Genomic DNA, 23350 nt, shown 5'->3' on the forward strand with positions numbered 1-23350 from the left:
AATCTTGAAGGGATTCCCGGTAGACCCTGTTGTCGGACATTATGTTGTCGAGCTATCGACCCGCCGACAAAGGCAGCTGGTCTATCTGTATATTTTTCGACGTTAGGTAATCCAGATGCCTCGTGACAGAGGGCGCTGGGCGCGTGACGCCAGCGTATCTGGCTTTGCCGGATAATTCGGATGGGTGATCGTTACATGGATTTCAAAGACTACTACAAGATACTTGACGTGGAGCCGACTGCGGACGACAAGGCGATCAAGACCGCCTATCGCAAACTCGCGCGCAAGTATCACCCGGACGTCAGCAAGGAAGCAGGCGCCGAAGACAAGTTCAAGGAAGCCTCCGAAGCGTATGAGGTACTCAGCAGCCCTGAAAAGCGCGCCGAGTATGACGAGCTACGCAAATACGGTCGTCAGGGCCGTCCGTTCCAGACCCCGCCTGGCTGGCAAAGCCGCGCCGGCGCGGGGGCAGGCGGGTTCGAGGAAACGGCAGACTTTTCGGAGTTTTTCAGCTCCATTTTCGGTGGCCGGCCACAACAGGGCGGGCGTACCCGCAACCCTGGACGCACCGGGCAGGACGTGGAGATGGAACTGGCGGTGTTCCTCGAAGAGACACTTTCGGGGGAATCCAAGCAGGTCAGCTTCAAGGTGCCGCAGCACAGCCCCAACGGGCAGCGCATGAGCGATATCACCAAAACGCTGAATGTGAAGATTCCGGCAGGCGTGGTCGATGGCGAGCGTATTCGCCTGAAAGGGCAGGGCGCACCCGGCGTGGGCGGTGGTGCCAATGGCGACTTGTACCTGATCATTCGCCTGGCCCCGCATCCGCTGTTCGAGGTCGAAGGCCATGATCTGGTCATCACCGTGCCACTGGCCCCCTGGGAAGCCGTGCTGGGTACCAAGGTTGCCGTGCCAACGCTGACCAGCAGGATCAACCTGACCATCCGCCCGGACAGTCAGAACGGGCAGCGTCTGCGGATCAAGGGTAACGGCTTGATGAACAAGACTGGCGAGCGCGGCGATCTTTACGCGCAGTTGAAAGTCGTCGTGCCCAAGCACACCGACGAGGCTACCCGGGCGCTCTGGCAGAAACTGGCAGACAGTTCGTCGTTCGATCCTCGCGCGCAGTGGAAGGGTTGAGCGGAGCGCTCTTGCGATTCTGTCTTTTCTGCCTGGGCTGATGCGGCACCCGCATCAGCAGGCAGTCAGCCTCGGTCAGTTTTTCGGCAGCACCACATTGAAGGTCGTGCCCTCGCCAATGGTCGAGGTCACAGTGATGCTGCCGCCGTGGGCGTTGACCACTTCCTTGACGATGAACAGGCCAAGACCCAGGCTGGTCGACGTGCCGCGTGTTTCGCTGTTTTCCTCGGTGCTGCGCACCAGCGGATCGAAGATCGTCCCGATAGCGTCTTCGGCAATCGGTTTGCCTTCGTTGTGTACCACCAATATCACCGCTTTCTCGGCACCCGTGACAGTCACCGTTATTTCGTGACTGGCGGCACCATGCTGCAGGGCATTGCCGATCAGGTTCTGTAACATCTGGCTGATCCGTCCGGCGTCCCAGTGACCCTTGGTGTTGCCTTCGATGTTCAGCACCGGCACAGAGTCCGGTCGCCCGGCGCAGGCTTCCTCGATGGCCTCGCGGCAGGCGCTGGCCAGGTCCATGTATTTGCGCTCCACCGGTAGCCCGGCGCCCAGGCGGCTGCGCACGAACTCGAGCAGATCGCTGACCATCGAGCCCATATGGCGAGTGCTGGTCTGGATACGTGAAACATAGGACTGGGTCTTTTCGTCCAGCGTTATTTTGCGGGCCAGCAACTCGGTGGACATGCTGACGGCCTGTAGTGGCGCGCGCAGATCGTGACCGAGAATGGCGAGAAAGATATCTCGTGAGCGCCCAACCCGCTCCGCATAGGCCGCGGTGGATTCGGCAAGCGCCTCGTCGATGGCTTCGTTGAAGCGAATCACGTCCTGAAAATCGGCCAGTTGCGGCGCTGCCAGGCTTTCTACCCAGAGGCGGATGACGCTGGCGCGCAGATGGCGAAACTCCGACGTCATCTGCACCAGATCAAAACCGACCTCATGGCGCAACTCGCCATGGCTGCTGGCTGCTTCGTCCAGGCTTGGTGTCTTGTTCAGCTCTTCGCCTCTGGCCTTGGCAATCTCCTCGCTTTTGCTCTGCGCGGTCTTCATGTCCCGTGCTGCGGCGAGCAAAATCGACCTGGCATGATCCCGCAGCTCTGCCCTGGTCATCGTTTCTGCCGCCGGTTTCAGGGTTCTGGCGAAGTCTTCCCATTCATCGACGATGCGATCCACATGAATAACGATGAATTCGGAAAGGCGCATGGCCGGTTACCTTTGGAGGAGCGTGACGAAAGATGGCGCATATTATCGCCTTTACAGAGCACGACAAACAGAGTGTTTACTGTCATTTCTGTCAGTAGACGCTGATTTCTATGGAGCCTATGTTCATTCGGCAGGTTAATCGAACGGAGGCCCTGAGCATGAGTGTCATGACAGTTACTGATTTGACCTTTCAGAAGGATGTCATTGAGGCGAGCAACCAAAAGCTCGTGGTGGTGGAATTCTCGACGAAAGGGAAGGTAAATAAGCGAGGCGAGGAAAACGCCAGCGCCAGAATGGATACCGTTTTTAATGCGCTGGAAGAGAAATATGCCCTACTAAATGTCAGCTTGGTCAGGGTCGAGATCGAACTGGATTCGGATCTCAAAGACTCTTTGAACCCGGTGACTTCGACTGAATATCAGATAAATCATGGTCCGACGATGGTTTTCTTCAAGGGTGGCGCAAGAGCAAGGAAAGACCTTGTCGGCCTGCAAACCAAAGAACGGATGACGCAGACCCTGGATGAATTGCTACCCGCCTCGTAATCGGAGAATGACCATGTCGAACACAGAACTCACAGCCTTTGTTGAAGAGCGTGTAACGCGTGCCCAGCAGACACTGGCCGACGGAAAAGTCAGCAAACTCGACGACGTAGCGACAGGAAAACTGAGCGTTTTTCTCCCATTGCAGCGAGCATTGCAGGGCACCGGCACCCCCCAGGATCTGGGGGTACTGGACGCTATCAACGATACGCTGCAGTCGCTGAAAATATTGGAATCTAAAGAAACACTTCTGAATTACCAGAACAAGGCAGCCCAGGTCCGGGTCGTCAAGAACGATGCGGACTTCAGTTCCCAATGGACTGCAATCAGCCCGTTGGTGGTGTTGGAATTCAGCAACCCCGGCGTTAATGACCATGGTGAAGCGAACAACAGTACACGGACTGGGGCAATTCTCGATGAGCTAGCGCCTGAGTTTGCCGGGAGGGTCGTCATGCTTCGTGTGCCTGTGGACGCTAGCCCAGCGACAGCCCAAAACTACAATGTCACCGTTACACCAACCGTCATCTTTTTCAAGAGCGGTAATAAGATTGAGGAAACCGCTGATTTTCATCTGAAGTCCTGGTTCAGAGCCAAACTCAACGAGTTGCTTAGCCTCAAAGAATAAACCGAGCAATAAATATTGAAGGGCCTTCTGAAAGCGAAGGCCCTTGCTGATTCAAAACAGAAAGTACCGCTGTGCCATCGGCAGCACATCGGCCGGTTCGCACCATAGCAGCACGCCGTCGGCCTTGACCTGATAGGTCTGTGGGTCGACTTCGATGTCTGGCAGGTAATCGTTGTGGATCAGGTCTTTCTTCTGCACGGTACGGCAGCCTTTGACCACGCCGATCTGCTTCTTCAGGCCCAGTGACTCCGGTACGCCGGCGTCGAACGCGGCCTGGCTGATGAAGGTCAGGCTGGTGGCGTGCAGCGAGCTGCCGAAACTTGCGAACATGGGCCGGTAGTGGACCGGTTGCGGCGTCGGGATGGAAGCGTTGGCGTCGCCCATCAGGCTGGCGGCGATGGCGCCACCTTTGAGGATCAGGGTCGGTTTGACGCCGAAGAACGCCGGGCGCCAGAGCACCAGGTCCGCCCATTTGCCGACTTCAATGGAGCCCACTTCATGGCTGATGCCGTGCGTGATCGCCGGGTTTATGGTGTATTTGGCTATGTAGCGCTTGGCGCGGAAGTTATCGTTGCCTGGGCCATCCTGCGGCAGCGGGCCACGCTGTTTCTTCATCTTGTCGGCGGTTTGCCAGGTGCGCATGATCACCTCGCCAACCCGACCCATGGCCTGGCTGTCGGAGCTGAGCATGGAAAACGCGCCCAGGTCGTGGAGGATGTCCTCGGCGGCAATGGTCTCGCGGCGAATGCGGCTTTCCGCGAAGGCCACATCTTCGGCGATGCTCGGGTCCAGGTGGTGGCAGACCATTAGCATGTCCAGGTGCTCGTCGATGGTGTTGCGGGTGAACGGCCTGGTCGGGTTGGTCGAGCTCGGCAGTACGTTCGGCGAACCGCAGGCCTTGATGATGTCCGGCGCGTGACCGCCACCGGCACCTTCGGTGTGATAAGTGTGAATCGTGCGGTTCTTGAACGCGGCCAGGGTGGTCTCGACAAAACCCGACTCGTTGAGGGTATCGGTGTGGATCGCCACCTGCACGTCGTATTCGTCGGCCACGCTCAGACAGTTGTCGATGGCCGCAGGCGTGGTGCCCCAGTCCTCGTGCAACTTCAGACCGATGGCGCCTGCCTTGACCTGTTCGATCAGCGGGCCGGGCAGGCTGACGTTGCCCTTGCCGGTGAAACCGATGTTCATCGGGAACGAGTCCGAGGCCTGGAGCATGCGCGCCATGTGCCACGGGCCGGGTGTGACAGTGGTGGCGTTGGTGCCCGTGGCCGGCCCAGTGCCGCCGCCGATCATGGTCGTCACGCCGCTCATCAGCGCTTCTTCGATCTGCTGCGGGCAGATGAAGTGGATGTGCGTGTCGACGCCACCCGCGGTGAGGATCATGCCTTCGCCGGCAATGACCTCGGTGGCTGCGCCGACTGCAATGGTCACGTCCGGCTGGATGTCCGGGTTGCCCGCCTTGCCAATGGCCGCGATACGCCCGTTCTTGATGCCGACGTCTGCCTTGACGATGCCCCAGTGATCGATGATCAAGGCATTGGTGATCAGCGTGTCGACTACGTCAGCGGCCAGCAACTGGCCCTGGCCCATGCCGTCACGAATGACCTTGCCACCGCCGAACTTCACTTCTTCACCGTAGGTGGTGAAGTCCTGCTCGACCTCGATCCACAGCTCGGTATCGGCCAGGCGAACCTTGTCGCCGACGGTGGGGCCGAACATGTCTGCGTAGGCTTGTCGGCTTATCTTCATCTCTCGTACCTCGGATTCAGAGCGGCAAGCTGCAGGCCGCACACTGTAATGTGTTCAAAGCGACAAGCTGAAAGCTGCAAGCCGCAAGTCTTTAGTCGTCATATGCTTTTCTCTTGAAGCTTGAAGCTAAAGCTCCCCCATCACCCGACCGGCAAACCCGTAAACCTTGCGCAAACCGGCCAGGTCCACCAGCTCGACTTCTCGGGACTGGCCCGGTTCGAAGCGCACGGCGGTGCCGGCCGGAATGTTCAGGCGCATGCCCCGGCTGGCGGCGCGGTCGAAGGTCAGTGCGTCGTTGGTTTCGAAAAAGTGGAAATGCGAGCCCACCTGAATCGGCCGGTCGCCGCTGTTGGCGACGGTAAGGCTGAGGGTGCGGCGTCCGGCGTTGAGTTCGATGTCGCCGGGCTGGATCTGGTATTGACCAGGGATCATGTCGGTTGCCCCAAGGTTTTGAAATAAATGGCGGTCGGCCGATAGCGACCGTCCGGTGTCGCGCAATAATCCGGCAGTTCACCGACACGGTGGTAGGCCAGCGAGCGATAGAACGCTTCAGCCGTCGAGCCTGCTTCGGTGTCCAGGTGCAGCAGTCCACGTTTGTGTTTCACGGCCGCCTGCTCAACGGCCTCCATCAATTGCCTGCCCAGGCCACGCCCGCGAGCCGCAGGCAGCACCATCAGTTTCTGTACTTCGGCGCGGTTCAGGCCATTGGGCTTCTGACACAGCGACAGTTGCGCACTGGCCAGAACGTTTTCGTTCTCGACCACGACCCACAGCAGCAGAGTGCCAGCGGCGACGTCGACTCTGAGCCCGTCGCACCAGCCGTAGGCCTGCGCCATGTCGAGGTCGGCCATGAAACCGACCGACGCGCCATCATGAACCGTATCGAACAACAGTTGCGCCAGACCCTGGCGGTAATGCGCGAAGCTTTCGGCGGTGACGCGGCGCAGCTGTGCTGGGTTCATGGCGTGCTCTCTAAAGGGCGGAAGGGGCTTGTGAAACCGGTGGCTGAGCACCGGGCGACAGGTCTAGCTGCATGAACGTCAGGTCCAGCCAGCGACCGAACTTGGTGCCGACCTGGGGCATTTGTCCGGTGGTCTTGAAACCCAGGCGATCATGCAGGGCGATGGACGCCGCGTTACCGCTTTCTATGGCCGCGACCATCATGTGCTTGTCACAGTCGCGGGCGCGCTCGATCAAAGCGGCCATCAGGCGCGGGCCCAGGCGTTTGCCACGCTGGTCGGCGCGCACGTAGACCGAATGCTCGACCGTATGGCGAAAGCCTTCGAACGGCCGCCAGTCGCCAAACGACGAATAGCCAAGCACGTCGCCTGCGTTGTCGACGGCCACCAGAATCGGATACGCCTGGCTCTGGCGAGCTGCGTACCAGGCCTGGCGGTTAGCCAGATCAACCGGCTGCTCGTTCCAGATAGCCGTGGTGTTGAGCACCGCATCGTTGTAGATGTCCAGAATGCCCGGCAGATCGTCCGGCAAGGCGTCGCGAATCGCGTCCTGCATGATCACTCCTTCAGGCAATCGGCTGATGCACGGTGACGAGTTTGGTGCCATCCGGAAAGGTGGCTTCCACCTGGATCTCCGGGATCATTTCCGCGATACCTTCCATGACCTGATCGCGAGTCAGCAGGGTCGTGCCGTAGTGCATGAGCTCAGCGACGGTCTGTCCGTCACGCGCACCTTCGAGCAGCGCTGCAGAAATATAGGCCATGGCTTCCGGGTAATTGAGCTTCACGCCGCGCGCCAGACGCCGTTCGGCGACCAGTCCGGCGGTGAAGATCAGTAGCTTGTCTTTTTCGCGTGGTGTCAGGTCCATGGGGCTTCCGTTTGTTCAAATTCGGTGGTTGATCGTTCCCAGGCTGAGCCCTCATTGTTATATATAAGTCTGTTTTGGGTTCTGGCCGAAGGCCGTGGGAGCGAACTTGTTCGCGAAGGGGCCGGTGTAGTCGCCGAACATGCAGCGCCTAAAACATTGTCTTCGCAAACAAGTTCGCTCCCACGCCCTGCGGGCAGAAGCGCTAAAAGCCCCGATTTTCGGGCTTTTCAGGACTTATGTACCACGCTGAGTGCATCAGCGCCGAGGGTGTAGCCTGGAATGCAGAGCGTCCAGTCATCAATCAGGTATTCCAGATTCTTGGCGTTACCGCCTCGCGTCCCAGCAGGGCAGGGCGCAGGTATTTCCAGATTTGTATCAGCCAGGCCCGGGCGTGCAATGCTTCGTCTGCCAGACAGCGAGCGACCAGCAGACCGGGCAATTGAGTCAGGTCGCCGCGTACCGGGTTGGGCATCGACAGCGAACGGCAGGCCTCGAGCAGCTCGCTGCCCACTTCGCCGGTCATCAGCAGGGTGGCGAACACGGTTCTGCCGTCCAGGCCGATGGGCGAACCCAGCAGCCCGTCGCCACCGATAATGCGTTGTCGCTCATGCCAGAGCAATGTGCCGTCGCGACGGATATCCAGATGCGATTGAAAATGGCCGTGCTCGAACCGCTCGCCACTGGCCGGCCGGCCCAAAGCCACCACGTCCCAGTAGCATAGCTTTGCATCACCGTGCAGCTCTATCCGAGTGCTCAGTTCTGCCTGGGCATTGCTGAAGACGATGGTTTCCTGCGGCAGCCATTCCAGTGTCGCACCGGGCTGGACGTGCAGTTCCAGTTGCTGAAAGGCCGGGCTGGCGGCGCGATACCATTTGGCCGCGCCGGGGCTGGTCAGCTGTGCCCAGGCATCGGCACCGACGGTGGCCGAGATATCCAGCCGGTCACCCCCGGCGATACCGCCCGGTGGATGAACGATGATGTGCTGGCACACCTCCGGACCTTCGGCGTACAGATGCTTTTGCACGCGCAGAGGTCCTTTGTGGCGCCGCAGTGTCGGGCGTGTGCTGTCATCGAAACGGCCGTAACCCAATTCCAGCTCGGCGTGCCAGCTGGGGGTGAAGAGGGCGGTGTTGGCAGGCAGGTTCATGGTGTCTTCATTGGCTTGTCGAATGCTGCACGATAACGGATTGACTCATCAAATGGTGACCAGACCTCGAACGCCGTCGCTCTCCATGTTCTCGCCACGGCCCTGCTGGACGATCTCGCCCCGCGACATCACCAGGTACTGATCGGCCAGCTCTGCGGCGAAGTCGTAGAATTGTTCGACCAGCAGAATCGCCATGTCGCCACGCTCGGCGAGCTTTTTGATGACGGCGCCGATTTCCTTGATCACCGAGGGCTGAATACCTTCGGTGGGCTCGTCGAGAATCAGCAAGCGCGGACGGCTCGCCAGTGCCCGGCCTATGGCCAGTTGCTGCTGCTGACCACCGGACAGATCGCCGCCGCGGCGGTGCTTCATTTGCAGCAGCACCGGGAACAGCTCGTAGATGAAGGCCGGCACTTCCTTGGCCTCGGAGCCGGGAAAACGGGACAGGCCCATGAGCAGATTTTCCTCGACCGTCAGCCGGCCGAATATTTCCCGGCCTTGCGGCACGTAAGCAATCCCGGCATGTACCCTTTGATGCGTCTTGAACTGGGTGATGGTCTTGCCTTCCCATTGCACCGAGCCTTCCTTCGATGGCAGCAGGCCCATCAGCACGCGCAAGAGCGTGGTCTTGCCCACGCCGTTGCGGCCCAGCAGGCAGGTGACTTCACCGACCTTCACATCAAACGACAGGCCGCGAAGAATGTGGCTGCCGCCGTAATATTGGTGGAGCTGGCTAACAGTGAGCATGAGGGCCTCATGAGTTATAAGCTTCAAGCTTCAAGCTGCAAGTAAAGAGCAGCACGTTGTTTTTGCTTCTAGCTTGCAGCTTGCAACTAAAAGCTTGCAGCTGGTCGCGCTAGCGCCCCAAGTAAACTTCGATCACGCGTTCGTCGGCCTGTACGTCGTTCAGCGAGCCTTCAGCCAGCACGCTGCCCTGGTGCAGCACGGTGACATGGTCGGCAATCGAGCCGACGAAACCCATGTCGTGTTCAACCACCATCAGCGAATGCTTGCCGGCGAGGCTTTTGAACAGCTCGGCGGTGAATTCGGTTTCGGCATCGGTCATGCCCGCGACGGGCTCGTCGAGCAGCAGTAATTGCGGGTCCTGAACCAGCAGCATGCCGATCTCCAGAAACTGCTTCTGGCCGTGGGACAGCAAGCCCGCAGGACGGTGCATCGAGCTGGTCAGGCGTATCGTTTCCAGCACCTCACCGATCCGGTCCTGTTGTTCGCCGCTCAACTGCGCACGCAGACTGGCCCACACCGATTTGTCTGTCTTCTGCGCCAGCTCGAGGTTTTCGAACACGCTCAAGGCCTCGAATACTGTGGGTTTCTGGAACTTGCGGCCGATGCCGGCCTGAGCGATCTGCACTTCGGTCATCTTCGTCAGGTCCAGCGTTTCACCGAACCAGGCCTTGCCGTGGCTGGGGCGGGTCTTGCCGGTGATGACGTCCATCAGCGTGGTCTTGCCCGCGCCGTTGGGGCCGATGATGCAGCGCAGTTCGCCTACGCCGATGTATAGATTCAGATCGTTCAGTGCCTTGAAACCATCGAAGCTGACGCTGATGTCTTCCAGCGTCAGGATCGTGCCGTGGCGAGTGTTGAGGCCTTTGCCAGCGCTTTTGCCGAATCCCACTGCGTCGCGGCTGGTGCCAGCGTCGGAGTTTGGCGCCAGGATCGGTTCCAGCATGAAAGACGGGGTCGGAGTGGTTTTCATTGCTCGCTCCTTTTCTTCAGCATGCCGATCACGCCCTTGGGCAGATACAGCGTGACGATGATGAACAGCGCGCCAAGGAAGAACAGCCAGTATTCCGGGAAGGCCATGGTGAACCAGCTCTTCATGCCGTTCACCAGACCTGCGCCCAGCAGCGGGCCGATCAGCGTGCCGCGGCCACCCAAGGCTACCCAGACAGCGGCTTCAATCGAGTTGGTCGGCGACATTTCGCTGGGGTTGATAATGCCGACCTGCGGTACATACAAGGCGCCAGCCAGACCGCACAGCACGGCGCTCAGGACCCAGACGAACAGTTTGAAGCCGCGCGGATCGTAACCGCAGAACATCAGACGGTTTTCCGCATCGCGCAGCGCGGTCAGCACGCGGCCGAACTTGCTCTGCGCCAGGCGCCAGCCGATGTACAGACTGGCCACCAGCAATGCGACCGTGGCCATAAACAGCGCGGCTCTGGTCCCTTGGGCACTGATGCTGAAGCCCAGAATGCTGCGGAAGTTGGTGAACCCGTTGTTGCCGCCAAAGCCGGTCTCGTTGCGAAAGAACAGCAGCATGCCGGCGAAGGTCAGCGCCTGGGTCATGATCGAAAAGTACACGCCCTTGATCCGCGAGCGGAAGGCGAAGAAGCCGAATACCAATGCCAGCAGTCCCGGTGCCAGGACCACCAGGCACATCGCCCAGAGGAAGTTGTCGGTGCCCGCCCAGTACCACGGCAGCTCGGTCCACGACAGGAAGGTCATGAAGGCCGGCAGACCATCGCCAGCGGCCTGGCGCATCAGGTACATGCCCATGGCGTAACCGCCCAAGGCGAAGAACAGGCCGTGGCCCAGCGACAACAGCCCGGCGTAGCCCCAGACCAGGTCCAGCGCCAGCGCGACAATGGCGTAGCAGAGAATCTTGCCCACCAGGGTCAGGGTGTAGGCCGAGACCTGAAAGCTGTTATCGGCAGGCAGCAGCGACAGCAGCGGCAGTGCCAGCAGCACCGCCAGTATTACGCAGCCTGCGGTCAGCGTGCCTCTGGGCCCGACTTTTTGCGCGGCAGTTACTATCAATGGCTGGCTCATCAGTCAATCACCCGTCCTTTCAGTGCGAAGAGGCCTTGCGGACGTTTCTGGATAAACAGAATGATCAGCGCCAGGATCAGGATCTTGCCCAACACGGCGCCGATTTGCGGTTCGAGAATCTTGTTGGCGATGCCCAGCCCGAAGGCCGCCATCACGCTGCCGGCCAGTTGCCCGACACCGCCGAGCACGACCACCAGGAACGAATCAATGATGTAGCTTTGCCCAAGATCAGGACCCACGTTGCCGATCTGGCTCAGGGCAACACCCCCCAGCCCCGCGATACCTGAGCCCAGACCGAAGGCCATCATGTCGATGCGCCCGGTCGGTACGCCACAGCAGGCGGCCATGTTGCGGTTCTGCGTGACGGCGCGCACGTTCAGGCCCAGGCGGGTCTTGTTCAGCAGCAGCCAGGTCAGCACCACCACGAACAGCGCGAACGCGATGATCACGATGCGGTTGTAAGGCAGCACCAGATTAGGCAGCACCTGGATACCGCCAGACAGCCATTGCGGGTTGGCGACTTCAACATTCTGCGCGCCGAAGGCCAGACGCACGGCCTGAATCAGCATCAGGCTGATGCCCCAGGTGGCCAGCAGGGTTTCCAGTGGCCGGCCATACAGATGACGAATGACCGTGCGCTCCAGGGCCATGCCGATCACGGCGGTGACAAAGAACGCCACCGGCAACGCGATCAGCGGGTAGTACTCGATGGCCCCCGGTGCGTAGCGCTGCAGCATCAGTTGCACGACGTAGGTTGAGTAGGCCCCCAGCATCAGCATCTCGCCGTGGGCCATGTTGATTACGCCCAGCAGGCCGAAGGTAATCGCCAGACCCAGCGCCGCCAGCAGCAGGATCGAGCCCAGCGACATGCCGCTGAACGCCTGGCCGAGGATTTCCCCGATCATCAGCTTGCGCTTGACCTGCGCCAGGCTGGTTTCAGCCGCCACGCGTACCGAAGCGTCGGTTTCCACGCCGGGTGCCAGCAATGATTCAAGGCGGGTACGCGCCAGCGGGTCACCGGTTTCGCCCAGCAGTCGCACGGCAGCCAGACGTACTGTCGGGCTGGTGTCGACCATTTGCAGGTTGGCCAGCGCCAGGGTTAGTGCGCTTTTGACACTGGAATCGGATTCGCTGGCCACGCGTTCGGTCAGCAACTCGAGTTGTGCAGGGCGCGCGCTTTTTTGCAATTGCAGGGCGGCGGCCATGCGCAGTCGTGTATCGGCTGCCAGCAACTGATGGCTGGCCAGCGCCGTTTCAACCAGGCCACGCAGCCGGTTGTTCAAGCGCAATTTACGCGGTTCGTCAGGCGTTGGAGCATCGACGGCGGCAGGGGCCTGTGCATCGACGGCCACGTATTGATCGTTGTTTTCGATCCAGGCGCGCTTGCTGCTGTCGGCACCCACACGGCCATCGCGCAAGGCTTCGAGCAGCTCGACACGTTCCGGCACAGGCTTGGCGGCCCAGGCTTCCAGCAGTTCTGCCTGTTGCGAAGAACTGGCTGCGACAAAGTCACTGGCATCGCCGGCCTGGGCAGCCAAAGGCAGCAGCAGGCTGATGGTGAGGATCAAACGATAAAAATAAGAAGGCATATCAATATGGCCTTGATTCAGTATGGCGTCGTCTACTCTTGAGACGGTCCTTCACGCCCTTCGCCAAGCGTCACATGCGGGGGCTGTTTTTGATTCTGGCCGAAGGCCGTAGGAGCGAACTTGTTCGCGAAAGGGCCGGTACATTCTCCGAAAATGTATCGTTCGAACTACCGTCTTCGCGAACAAGGCGGATCGCCGCCCCGGTCGCTCCTACGCCCTGTGGGCAGAAGCTTTGAAGCCCCGTATTTCGCGGGCTTCAGGACCTGTATATGACGCTTGGCGGCGAGCGTGGGAACGATCAGCAGTCGGCTTTTATCCTTCAGTTGCTCTTCGCCGGGGTGTCCGGCTTCTTGTCGTTGCCAGGGATGTACGGGCTCCATGGCTGGGCGCGGATCGGCTCTTTGGTCTGCCACACGACGTTGAACTGTCCGTCGTCCTGGATTTCGCCGATCATCACGGGCTTGTGCAAGTGGTGGTTGGTCTTGTCCATGGTCAGGGTAAAGCCCGACGGCGCTGCGAACGTTTGGCCGGCCATGGCTTCACGGACCTTGTCCACGTCAGTGGATTTGGCTTTCTCGACCGCCTGCGCCCACATGTGAATGCCGACATACGTGGCTTCCATCGGGTCGTTGGTCACGGCCTTGTCAGCGCCTGGCAGGTTTTTCTTTTTGGCGTAGGCCGTCCAGTCAGCCACGAACTTCTTGTTGACCGGGTTTTCCACCGACTGGAAGTAGTTCCAGGCGGCCAGATGGCCTACCAGTGGCTTGGTGTCGATGCCGCGCAGTTCTTCTTCGCCTACCGAGAAGGCCACAACCGGTACGTCGGTAGCGTTCAGGCCCTGGTTGGCCAGTTCCTTGTAGAACGGCACGTTGGAGTCGCCGTTGACGGTGGAGATAACGGCCGTCTTGCCACCGGCGGAGAACTTCTTGATGTTGGCCACGATGGTTTGATAATCGGAGTGACCGAACGGGGTGTAGACCTCTTCGATATCGGTATCTTTCACGCCTTTGGAATGCAGGAATGCGCGCAGAATCTTGTTGGTAGTACGCGGGTAGACGTAGTCGGTGCCGAGCAGGAAGAAGCGTTTGGCCGAGCCGCCATCTTCACTCATGACATATTCGACGGCAGGGATGGCCTGCTGGTTAGGCGCAGCGCCGGTGTAGAAAACATTGGGCGACATCTCTTCGCCTTCGTACTGCACCGGGTAGAACAGCAGCCCGTTGAGCTCTTCGAAGACCGGCAGCACTGATTTGCGCGACACCGATGTCCAGCAGCCGAATACCACGGCGACCTTGTCCTGGGTCAGCAACTGACGGCCTTTTTCCGCGAACAGCGGCCAGTTGGACGCAGGGTCGACGACGACCGGCTCCAGCATCTTGCCGTTGACGCCGCCTTTGGCGTTGATTTCGTCGATGGTCATCAAGGCCATGTCCTTGAGCGACGTCTCGGAGATGGCCATGGTGCCGGACAACGAATGCAGAATGCCGACCTTGATGGTCTCGGCAGCCTGAACGGTCCAGGCCAGTCCCATGGCGGCGATCGATGCGGACAGGGTAAAGGCTTTGATCAGGCTGCGACGCTTCATTGACTGCTCCCTTAGTACATTATTTGATGGTTTGGCGGCGGTACATTTCATTGCGCTTTCAAGCTTTAGCAAGGTCTGGGCCAACGTAGAAACGTCGCAAAATGAAACGAATGTGTCGCGGTTCGTGGAGGGTGTGCACCAAGGTGGAACCCGGCTTTGCCCCGCGGGCGCTCCGGGCTCTGCAATGGTGCAAGGCTGCTTCGCAGGAGCGCCGGCCAGTTAAGGCCGGCTTCCCGGATCAGCCGCGTGAGGGTTTCAGACCCAGAGTTCCTGTTCTCCGGTATAGAGATCGTAGGTCTGATCAACCAGTTGTTCAGGCGCATCAAACCAGGCAAACAGCTGTCCGTTGACCCGCTTGGTCGCACCCAGTTGCACGTATGTCCCCGGCGCAATGGCCACGTGATCACCAAGAAAACCGGTGAACATGTTCTTCTTGGGCACCGCCGGTGCAAAGATGAAAAACACCGGGTGGTTTTCGGCATTGGCGTTGCGACTCACGAACCCGTCCTGGCTCCATCTGGAGGCATTGGCTCGCGACATTGATGCAGACTGCACGCCATTGTCGGTAAACACTGCACCCACTTCGCGCTCAAGGCAGGCCACCCCGTCGCTGGACACATAGGTGGCGCGAAATGCGGTGCCTTCCCACGCCTTGAGCTTGTGGAACTGACGTAGAAACCTGCGCGTGGTGGCGTTGCGCACACCGCTTCGCAGCAGCGGGTTGATGTCCGTTGAACCACCTTCCACGTAGGCGGTGATTTCGGAAAAGTTTTCTGCGTTGGATGTCTTGGCCAGCGCCAGGTAGTCGGTCTCGAAACTCAAGCGTTCGGTGCTACTTGCTTCCTCCAGAGACGCCGGCCAGAGAGTTGTCAGGCTGGTCAGCCGCGCCTCGGCATTGCGGATTGCGGACTGACTCATACGCGGGATCTGTTTGCCCACGATTTTCCAGACCCCGGTCGTGCTGCGAAGAGCAAACTCCTGCCCGTGCACCAATTGCGTGGTATCCATCGGGTTTACCCGATAAAGGCGTGAGTGGCCGAACACGTTGGCCCGTCGGCTTATGAAGCAGGTCTGGCCTTCTACCTCAATGGCGACGAAGCGTTTGGGGTCCATGGCAGCGATCAATTTCGAGTCTGCGAAACGCGGCGCCTTTGAATGCGACAGGAGGTAGCCGATCTGTGCCTGACCATCGCGACCGACTCTGCGTACCAGGTGCGGACGTCTCACCGTTTTTGCGGCGATTCCTGCCGGTTTCAAGGCCAGCGCCAAGTGGCCGACCAAGGCAATGGCAAGGTAGCTGAGGGCGCTCAGAAACTCCTCGGCGGCGCCTTCCAGGTCGTTTTCATCGATTTTCGAAAAAGCGCTCCAGGTTTTGTAAAGGCCAGCGCCCAGCGAGACAGGCATCATGATCGGGCCAGGCAGAAACAGAATCGCAATGCTCGCGATCAGATCGAATCCCCGACCCGATTGCCCTGTACCGGTGGTCAGGCTCATCTGCCGTTTGGCTTCGTTGATCAGATGGTTGATCTTGGTCTCATGATTTTCCTCGTAAATGTCTTTGCTCTGGCTAACAAACACGACCGGGCGCAGCAGCCTTGACGGGATCGGTAGCAGCGTCAGTTGGGTGAATACTTCGGGCAGACGCCAATGCTTCGCTTCCTTTTCGTACTGCATGGCATGCAGCGTCTCAATACGCCTGGAAACCGGTATTTGTTGAATCAGATACTGCTGGAAGGGTGCCTCTTCCAGAAAACTGGTGGTCAGGTGATACATGCTGTTGAACCAGCGGAAAACTACACCGTCGGCAGCATCCAGCGTGCACAGCACCAGCGGCCCCTTCTCGAATGTTCCGGCTGGAGCAATCAGCATCACGTTGGTCATCTTGAATTGGTTGACGCTGAAAAAACGGACTTCAATGGCTTGCTCGTTGATGGTTCGCCGTCCTTGAATTCCTGGCGAATCCAGTACAGCCTTGATCCATTCGCGACCGGGGTGTGCAAAAGCCTGTTGTTCGATCTCCAGCAGCGCCATCTTCATCTGAGCTCGCAACATGGCTTTTTCTGACCGCTTGAGCTGCTGTGCATACGCCGAGGTTTTCAGGTGCAGTTCAAGGTAATCACTGAGGTGTCGGGGATCTTCCAGCGTGGCAATCAGCTCCGTTACGGCCTGCTTGTCCAAGTGCGCAAGAGAGACGCCTTCAGCGTCGACAGCGCGCAGAAGAACGGCATCCTTGGCCTTGGTGTGCAGGGCTTGGGTATGTGCCAGTTGCCTGAGTGAAACGTTCTCGGTCTTGGTTTCTGGCAAGACAGGCGCGCCGGGAATATCGAGCACTTCGATGCCCGTCCTGTAGGTCAGTGAAATATTGATCTGTTGCGCTGTTGCAGCGATGGATAGCCGGTTCAGCAGTTGAGCCAGTTGCTGGTCGATAAAGCGCGTCGGATAGGTGCGGCTGTCATTTTCCGCCTGGCCGAAGTGCTCCTTGCTGGCTTTGCGCATGTTCACCACCAACTCGCCAAACCGCTGTGCCTGGCAATGCCATGCCTGACGCTGCGTCAGCGTCATGGTTTTCCACCAATCGGGCATCTGGTTTTGCACCAGATCGCTATCGAACCCGTCGAGTCGCCAGTGGTTGTCGAAGTAAATCCTGGGTTTCAGCAAATTCGCTATCATTTGCTTGAAGCAGACCGCGTCCATCTTCTGAGAGCGGGCCAGCTGTACAGTCTGAGCGAAGACCGACTGCTGCGCGACAACCTGCCGGGCAAGCAGCAGGCTGAGAAAATTGCCGTCCATCAGGGTGTATTGCCATTGCAAGACAGGGGTGGGGTTGGTGGTGCTTGCCTGCCCGGCGGTGACGCCATCGCCCAAACGTCCTCGGTACTCGGGTTCAGTCACTCGCTGAACAAGCGCGTCGTTCAACTGTTGCAATGAGGCAAATGCTTCCAGCCCGTCATGGGGCGTAAACAGCAGGACATCTTCCAGCTCTTCCAGGTCTGGCTGGACCGGCGCATCACGAAGACGCCGGGCAATGGCAAACGCGCCGTAAAGTGACAGCGAGGGGCCGTCGCCGTCTCGTGCCGACAGGCTGTAAACACTGTGCGGCTGTAAGTCTGCGAAACCCTCTGTCGCATTTGTGGCACAGGGCCCGAGGGCGGCCGAAAGCAGGCTGTAGTGCCCGGTTGTCATCTTTCCCAAGGCGATCAGCACTGCACATTCGGATGTCAGGCACTCGATCTGCTCTGCGACAAACCGGCTGCTCCGGGTTTCGCCATCAAGCGTCGCAGTGTTCCAGTAGTCTGCAAGATTTTGTTTATAGCACTGCTCCAGTTGCTCGCTGACCTCGGTGAAGAACGTTACGGTCGCTGCCCGCCCCAGCGGCTGAATGGCTGGTGGCTTGACGTCAGGTTGCTGTGTGTCAGGCGTTGGGGAGGGCGTGTCAAGAGGCGGGTGGAGAGCGACTACATCATTGTCGATCCATTGCAAATGGCCGGTGAAGTATTCGATCAGGCCAGGGATCAGTGGAACCCTGTGTATGTTGCTCCCGTGGTCGAATTCGACCTCGCTGTCACGGTAGGTCAGCCAGGTCGTCTCGACATCCAGCTCGGGTTTGAGGGGGTGAAGCAGGGTACGGGCCAGTTCCTGGGTCGTCTTGCTGAAGTCGGGTGGATAGGTATCGCTGGCAAGCGAGGCGTTTAGAGCCTGGGTTGATGCGGTGCGCGGTAAGGTCATGGTGCCGATTCGTCTGCATGATGGATGATCCGCTAGAGGCATATGCCGGGCGGTTCATTTCATATAGTCAGGCTTGAAGGCACGCAGGTATCGGCCTGCGCAGTCAGAGGACTGCAGCATCGGCTGTCTGATCGGTAGGAAGTCTCGGAAACGCGCAAGATTGAGGTGAGGGCGGGGCCTGAAACCGGGTATGAGGAGGAATTCATCACAACGCCACTCAGTGGTTTCAGGCCCCGCAGTGAGCAATCTAAGCTGTCGCCGCTGTTTTGGCAAAGCGCGAAAGCACTATTCGATCAAGCGCCCGGAGAATCAGCATCGGTCCTGGGTGCCAGGAGTGTCGCCGCGACAGTATCGCTGAAGACATCAGCTCTTGGCCCTGCCCGTGAAAACTACTCAGTGCTGATGTTCCGGAGCCTGTTTTTGTACCACGACCTGCACCTCGACATCCCCCGCCTTTTCGAAATGCAGAGTCATTGGAAAGCGCTGGCCGACGACCAGCTTGGAACGGTCCTTGATGTCCAGCAACATCACGTGCCAGGCCATCGGGGCGAAAGCCACCTTCGCGCCAGCCGGTATGTCGACCGCTTGAACGTGCTGCATTTTCATCAGCCCGTCGGCATGTACATGCTCATGCAATTGCGCCTGCCCGGCGATGGGCGTGTCGACGCTAATCAGGCGGTCAGCGCTGTCACCTTTGTTCTCGAGGGTGAAATACGCCGCCACCGTCGGTGCGTTGGGCGGTAGCTCCATTGACCATGGATGGCCAATCAGCAGTGCCCCGGCCTTGTACTCATGGGCATGGACGACACAGGCTGGCAGCAGCAGTGCGGCCAGCAGCAATGCTTTTTTGAGCATGGGGAGATTCTCCGGGGATTCGATGAAGGAGTGAAAGGTAGCTCAATTGGACATCCGAAACACTTGGGCAAACCTTTGAGCGCTGCTGAGTGAGCCCGTTTCGTACAGTCGTTCCCCAGCATGCAGCCATTGGGTGATTAGGATGAATGAAAGGGCACAGTCACATCGTTTGCGCTTGGGGCGATTCTCCGGTACGGGCCAAATGTATTTAGTCACCGCAAAAACATTCCAGAGAAATCCTGTTTTTTCCGATTGGCGCATGGGTCGTCTGCTGGTTGATGAACTTCGACAGGTTCAAGAGCAGCAACTGGCCGATTCATTAGCCTGGGTGGTAATGCCCGACCACATTCACTGGCTGCTGCAGTTGAATAGTCACTCATTATCCAGCGTTGTACAGCGCGTTAAATCGAAAAGCGCGATCGCCATAAATAGAGCCAGAGGCTGCAGTGGACCTTTTTGGCAAAGCGGGTTCCACGACGTCAGCATCCGCACTGAAGAAAGCCTTTTAGATTTTGCCCGTTATATCGTTGCCAATCCTGTTCGAGCCAACCTGGTCAAAAGCGTGCGTGATTATCCCTTATGGGACGCAATTTGGCTGTGAAAAACCGGCCTCTTCGTGAGCAAGCTCACTCCCACAGGTCAGAGGGTTTTTCAAGCTATGTGGCTTATTTCCGCAGGCTCGGGGTATTTCGAGCCAAGTGGATATTCTGCAGCACCGCTGACCTTGTGGGAGTGAGCTTGCTCGCGAAGGCGCATTAACGGATCAACAGATTTTTAGCGACTGCACCGGCCTCTTCGTGAGCAAGCTCACTCCCACGGGACCGAGGTGTTTTCAAGCTATGTGGCTTATTTCCAAAGGCTCGGGGTATTTCGAGCCATGTGGATATTCTGCAGCACCGCTGACCTTGTGGGAGCGAGCTTGCTCGCGAAGGCGTATTAACGGATCAACAGATTTTCAGCGGCTGCACCGGCTTCTTCGTGAGCAAGCTCACTTCCACAGGTCCGAGTTGTTTTCAAGCTATGTGGCTTATTTTCGCAGGCTCTGGGGTATTTCGAGCCATGTGGATATTCTGCAGCACCGCTGATCTTGTGGGAGCTTGCTCGCGAAGGCGTATTAACGGATCAACAGATTTTCAGCGGCTGCACCGGCCTCTTCGTGAGCAAGCTCACTCCCACAGGTCCGAGGTGTTTTCAAGCTATGTGGCTTATTTCCGCAGGCTCGGGATACTTCGAGCCATGTGGATATTCTGCAGCATCGCTGACCTTGTGGGAGCTAGCTTGCTTGCGAAGGCGCATTAACGGATCAACAGATTTTCAGCGGCAGCACCGGCCTCTTCGTGAGCAAGCTCACTTCCACAGGTCCGAGGTGTTTTCAGGGGTATCAGTGAGGACTAAAGACCGCTCATTAATCCAACCCTAAGGCCTCCAGCACCTCATCCACACCCCAGAACAGCCGGTCGACGTCAGGCAACTGTGGGCGTTTGAGGATCAGGACGGGCAGGCCGTGTTCGCGGGCGACGTCGAGTTTGGGTTCGGTGGAGCTGCTGCCGCTGTTTTTGCTGATCAGTACGTCGATGCGGCGCTGTTCGAACAACTGGCGTTCGTCTTCCAGCATGAATGGGCCGCGTGCGCCGATCACTTCGCAGCGTTCGTTGCCGGGGTAGTCGTCCAGTGCCCGGAGTGTCCAGAACTGGTGCGGCGGTATTTCGTGCAAGTGCTGCAAGGGCTCGCGACCCAGCGTGAACAGCGGGCGCTTGAAAGGAAGCAGGGCAGTGGCCAGTTCTGACCAGTCAGCCACTTCGCGCCAGTCATCTCCCGGACCTGCCTGCCACGCGGTGCGGCGCAAAGCCCAGCAGGGAATGCCAGCCAGTTTGGCCGCACGCGCTGCGTTGTGGCTGATCTGTGCGGCATACGGATGGGTGGCGTCCAGCAGCAAGTCGACGCCCTGTTCGCCCATGTACTGCGCCATGCTCTCGGCGCCGCCATAACCGCCGACCTTCAATTGGCAGGCCAGATCCGACGGCACCCGGCCCACGCCCGCCAGGCTGTAGATGTGCTCAGGCCCGAGCCTTCGCGCAATGGCCAGAGCCTCGGTAATACCGCCCAGCAGCAGTATGCGTTTCATGTCGCTTCTCTCTGTGAGTGAACGCCAGCCTGACCCACCAGCCCGCCCTGACGATCAATGGCGAAAACCTCCACCTGAACGCTCGCAGGCACGATGCTGCGCGCAAAATTCAGCGCATGGCGACACACTTCGTCACCCAGTGGCACACCCGCCGCGGCGCTTATCGCCAGCGCTTGCTGACTGGTGTTGGCTGCAAGGATCTGCTGTTGCAGGCCTGCATCCGCGCCAACATCCCTAGCCCATTGCGCCAGCTGTGGCAGGTCGATGCTGGAATGGCGGCTGTGCAGGTCCATATGGCCGGCGGCCAGCTTGCTGATCTTGCCGAAGCCGCCGCACACGCTCAACTTATCCACAGGCACCTTGCGCAAGTGCTTGAGCACCGCACCGACGAAGTCGCCCATCTCGATCAGGGCGATGTCCGGAATTTTGTAGACGCGGCGCATGGTGTCTTCGCTGGCATTGCCGGTGCAGGCGGCGATATGCCGATAGCCGTTGGTGGTGGCGACGTCGATGCCCTGATGGATCGAGGCGATATAGGCTGCGCAGGAGAACGGCCGGACGATCCCGCTGGTGCCGAGAATCGACAGTCCGCCGAGAATGCCAAGGCGCGGGTTCATGGTCTTGAGCGCCAGCGCCTCGCCGCCCTCGACGCCGATCGTGACTTCGAATCCGCCGCTGTAGCCTTGTTCTTCGGCCAGTTGCAGCAAGTGCTCGGTCATCATGCGCCGAGGCACCGGGTTGATGGCCGGCTCACCCACTGCCAGCACCAGCCCTGGGCGGGTCACAGTGCCGACACCTGCACCCGCGACGAAGCGCACGCCCGCCGCTGTTTGCAGCCTGACACGGGCAAACACCAGCGCGCCGTGGGTGACATCCGGATCATCGCCGGCATCCTTGAGGGTTGCGGCTTCCGCGAAGTTATCCACAAGCCGGCAGAATTCCAGACGCATCTGCACCTGTTTGCCCTTTGGCAGGACGATACCCACCGCGTCGCTGACCTGCCCGCAGAGCAACAGTCGCGCCGCCGCCAGGCTGGTTGCGGTCGCACAGCTGCCAGTGGTCAGGCCACTGCGCAGTGGCGCAGGCTGTTCGGCGGTTTCTTCGCGCATCAGGGTTTGACTACGTCCAGCAGGGTGATCGGCAACGCCTGACGCCACGTGTCGAATTCGCCGAGGGGCTGCGCGTGGGCGACGTGGATACGGGTCAGCTCGCCGCCATGCCGTTCGCGCCAGGCCATCAAGGCGGTTTCGCTTTGCAGGGTGACCGCATTGGCGACCAGTCGGCCGCCCGGGCGCAGCTGTTCCCAGCAGGTCTCCAGTACGCCGATACGCGTCACGCCACCGCCGATGAAAATCGCATCCGGGCGTTCCAGACCACTCAATGCCTGAGGCGCGCTGCCCCGCACCACTTGCAGGCCAGGCACGCCGAGTGCGTCGCGGTTGAATTCGATCAGTTGCTGGCGGCCTTCATCGGCTTCGATGGCCATCGCCCGGCAGGTCGGGTGCGCGCGCATCCATTCGATGCCGATGGAGCCGCAGCCCGCGCCGACATCCCACAACAGTTCGCCCGGTAGCGGCGCAAGGCGGGCGAGGGTGATGGCGCGTACGTCGCGCTTGGTGAGCTGGCCGTCATGTTCGAAGGCGCTGTCCGGCAGACCTGAAATGGGGCTCAGACGGATGGCGCTGGCGTCGGCGCGACAATCGATGGCAACCAGGTTCAGCGCAGCGATCTCGGGGTTGCCCCACTCGCTGGCCAGCCCCTCGACGCGTCGCTCGGCTTCGCCACCCAGATGTTCCAGGACGGTCATGCGGCTTGGACCAAAGCCGCGCTCGCGCAACAAGCCGGCAATCACGGCGGGGCTGCTGCCGTCGTTGCTCAACACCAGCAGACGCATGCCATGGTGGAAGTGTGCGTTCAGCGCCGCCACCGGCCGGGCAACCACCGACAGGGTGACCACGTCTTGCAGCGGCCAGCCTAGGCGGGCTGCAGCCAGAGAGTAAGAGGAGGGTGCGGGCAGGATGCGCATTTCATCAATGCTGACCACGCGTGCAAGACTGGCGCCGACGCCGAACATCATCGGGTCGCCACTGGCCAGTACGCAGATCTCGGCACCCCGCTGCTCGAGCACAGGGTTCAACGAGAAAGGACTCGGCCACGCACGTCGCTCGGCGCGAATGCACGGTGGCAGCAACGCCAGCTGGCGCGGGCCGCCGAACACCTGATCAGCGTGCAGCAGAGCGTGTCTGGCGTTCTTGCCGAGCCCCTTGTAACCGTCTTCTCCGATTCCCACGACTGTCAGCCACGGTGACATGTACCTACCTCAATCCGAACTTCCGACAGAGCGCCTTTTCATGCCTGCGGACAAAGCAGGCATAATACCGCGCCCGACGGGGTACAAGTGCTCTAATCAACGTCCGTTTCCAGCCAGTTCACATCG

The 23350-nt window shown here is 59.6% G+C and carries 21 protein-coding genes and 1 pseudogene; 5 read left to right on the forward strand and 17 right to left on the reverse strand.

What is annotated here, in order from left to right:
* Positions 1–195: 195 nt before the first annotated feature.
* The gene (gene cbpA / locus JOE34_RS09645) at positions 196–1140 is read left to right on the forward strand and encodes a curved DNA-binding protein (protein WP_209996849.1); all 945 of its coding nucleotides are present in this window, start codon (positions 196–198) and stop codon (positions 1138–1140) included.
* 75 nt (positions 1141–1215) lie between these two features.
* On the opposite strand, the gene JOE34_RS09650 is transcribed toward cbpA, so the two are convergent.
* A complete protein-coding gene (locus JOE34_RS09650; RefSeq protein ID WP_024648035.1) occupies positions 1216–2346 on the reverse strand; it encodes a HAMP domain-containing sensor histidine kinase in 1131 nt (376 codons plus the stop codon).
* Between the two features lie 158 nt (positions 2347–2504).
* Between JOE34_RS09650 and JOE34_RS09655 the strand changes: the two genes are divergently transcribed.
* The 3 genes and pseudogenes from JOE34_RS09655 (at position 2505) to JOE34_RS26120 (ending at position 3513) form a co-directional block, all read left to right on the forward strand.
* Entirely contained in the window at positions 2505–2891 is a 387-nt protein-coding gene (locus JOE34_RS09655; protein ID WP_183132899.1) for a thioredoxin family protein, read from the forward strand.
* Positions 2892–2904: 13 nt separating this feature from the next.
* Positions 2905–3141: pseudogene (locus tag JOE34_RS26115) on the forward strand (thioredoxin); the annotation flags it as partial.
* A gap of 198 nt (positions 3142–3339) precedes the next feature.
* Entirely contained in the window at positions 3340–3513 is a 174-nt protein-coding gene (locus tag JOE34_RS26120; RefSeq protein ID WP_310886447.1) for a thioredoxin family protein, read from the forward strand.
* Between the two features lie 51 nt (positions 3514–3564).
* On the opposite strand, the gene ureC is transcribed toward JOE34_RS26120, so the two are convergent.
* From ureC to JOE34_RS09725, 13 genes are all read right to left on the reverse strand, one after another.
* Positions 3565–5265, reverse strand: coding sequence for an urease subunit alpha (gene ureC / locus JOE34_RS09665; protein WP_024665585.1), 1701 nt, complete (start codon positions 5263–5265; stop codon positions 3565–3567).
* 126 nt (positions 5266–5391) lie between these two features.
* A complete protein-coding gene (locus JOE34_RS09670) occupies positions 5392–5697 on the reverse strand; it encodes an urease subunit beta (protein ID WP_003391866.1) in 306 nt (101 codons plus the stop codon).
* Positions 5694–6227 carry a GNAT family N-acetyltransferase gene (locus tag JOE34_RS09675; protein WP_003347923.1) on the reverse strand — a complete coding sequence of 178 codons (534 nt, stop codon included), beginning with the start codon at positions 6225–6227 and terminating at the stop codon, positions 5694–5696. The genes JOE34_RS09670 and JOE34_RS09675 overlap by 4 nt, the downstream gene beginning before the upstream one ends.
* Positions 6228–6237: 10 nt before the next feature.
* Positions 6238–6780 carry a GNAT family N-acetyltransferase gene (locus JOE34_RS09680; RefSeq protein WP_003347925.1) on the reverse strand — a complete coding sequence of 181 codons (543 nt, stop codon included), beginning with the start codon at positions 6778–6780 and terminating at the stop codon, positions 6238–6240.
* 10 nt (positions 6781–6790) lie between these two features.
* Complete coding sequence (gene ureA, locus JOE34_RS09685; protein ID WP_003347927.1) at positions 6791–7093, reverse strand: urease subunit gamma; 303 nt, start codon at positions 7091–7093, stop codon at positions 6791–6793.
* A 301-nt stretch (positions 7094–7394) separates the two neighbouring features.
* Positions 7395–8240: an urease accessory protein UreD gene (locus tag JOE34_RS09690; protein WP_003317022.1), complete on the reverse strand. Its 846-nt coding sequence runs from the start codon at positions 8238–8240 to the stop codon at positions 7395–7397.
* Positions 8241–8288: 48 nt separating this feature from the next.
* Positions 8289–8987, reverse strand: coding sequence for an urea ABC transporter ATP-binding subunit UrtE (gene urtE / locus JOE34_RS09695; protein ID WP_003391872.1), 699 nt, complete (start codon positions 8985–8987; stop codon positions 8289–8291).
* Positions 8988–9096: 109 nt separating this feature from the next.
* On the reverse strand, positions 9097–9957 hold the full coding sequence (gene urtD, locus JOE34_RS09700) for an urea ABC transporter ATP-binding protein UrtD (RefSeq protein ID WP_003391874.1): 861 nt from the start codon (positions 9955–9957) through the stop codon (positions 9097–9099).
* Positions 9954–11033, reverse strand: coding sequence for an urea ABC transporter permease subunit UrtC (urtC, locus tag JOE34_RS09705; protein WP_004415957.1), 1080 nt, complete (start codon positions 11031–11033; stop codon positions 9954–9956). Before urtC ends, urtD begins: the two co-directional genes overlap by 4 nt.
* Positions 11033–12622, reverse strand: a complete 1590-nt coding sequence (urtB, locus tag JOE34_RS09710; protein ID WP_032662544.1) for an urea ABC transporter permease subunit UrtB — start codon at positions 12620–12622, stop codon at positions 11033–11035. Before urtB ends, urtC begins: the two co-directional genes overlap by 1 nt.
* A 319-nt stretch (positions 12623–12941) precedes the next feature.
* Positions 12942–14207: an urea ABC transporter substrate-binding protein gene (urtA, locus tag JOE34_RS09715; RefSeq protein WP_010417642.1), complete on the reverse strand. Its 1266-nt coding sequence runs from the start codon at positions 14205–14207 to the stop codon at positions 12942–12944.
* A gap of 255 nt (positions 14208–14462) precedes the next feature.
* A complete protein-coding gene (locus JOE34_RS09720) occupies positions 14463–17933 on the reverse strand; it encodes a DUF6543 domain-containing protein (RefSeq protein ID WP_010417645.1) in 3471 nt (1156 codons plus the stop codon).
* A 393-nt stretch (positions 17934–18326) separates the two neighbouring features.
* A complete protein-coding gene (locus tag JOE34_RS09725; protein WP_010417648.1) occupies positions 18327–18788 on the reverse strand; it encodes a copper chaperone PCu(A)C in 462 nt (153 codons plus the stop codon).
* 142 nt (positions 18789–18930) lie between these two features.
* On the opposite strand from JOE34_RS09725, the gene JOE34_RS09730 reads away from it, so the two are divergent.
* Positions 18931–19389, forward strand: coding sequence for a transposase (locus tag JOE34_RS09730; protein ID WP_010417652.1), 459 nt, complete (start codon positions 18931–18933; stop codon positions 19387–19389).
* A gap of 804 nt (positions 19390–20193) precedes the next feature.
* On the opposite strand, the gene JOE34_RS09735 is transcribed toward JOE34_RS09730, so the two are convergent.
* The 3 genes from JOE34_RS09735 to JOE34_RS09745 are packed head-to-tail and all read right to left on the reverse strand — an operon-like array spanning position 20194 to position 23224.
* Positions 20194–20913 (reverse strand): cobalt-precorrin-6A reductase, encoded by a 720-nt coding sequence (locus tag JOE34_RS09735; protein WP_046266346.1) that lies wholly within the window; start codon positions 20911–20913, stop codon positions 20194–20196.
* Entirely contained in the window at positions 20910–22022 is a 1113-nt protein-coding gene (locus JOE34_RS09740) for a cobalt-precorrin-5B (C(1))-methyltransferase (RefSeq protein WP_024662973.1), read from the reverse strand. The genes JOE34_RS09735 and JOE34_RS09740 overlap by 4 nt, the downstream gene beginning before the upstream one ends.
* On the reverse strand, positions 22022–23224 hold the full coding sequence (locus tag JOE34_RS09745; RefSeq protein ID WP_024650486.1) for a bifunctional cobalt-precorrin-7 (C(5))-methyltransferase/cobalt-precorrin-6B (C(15))-methyltransferase: 1203 nt from the start codon (positions 23222–23224) through the stop codon (positions 22022–22024). The genes JOE34_RS09740 and JOE34_RS09745 overlap by 1 nt, the downstream gene beginning before the upstream one ends.
* Between the last annotated feature and the right edge of the window lie 126 nt (positions 23225–23350).

The organism is Pseudomonas sp. PvP028, assembly GCF_017832255.1.
GTDB lineage: Bacteria > Pseudomonadota > Gammaproteobacteria > Pseudomonadales > Pseudomonadaceae > Aquipseudomonas > Aquipseudomonas syringae.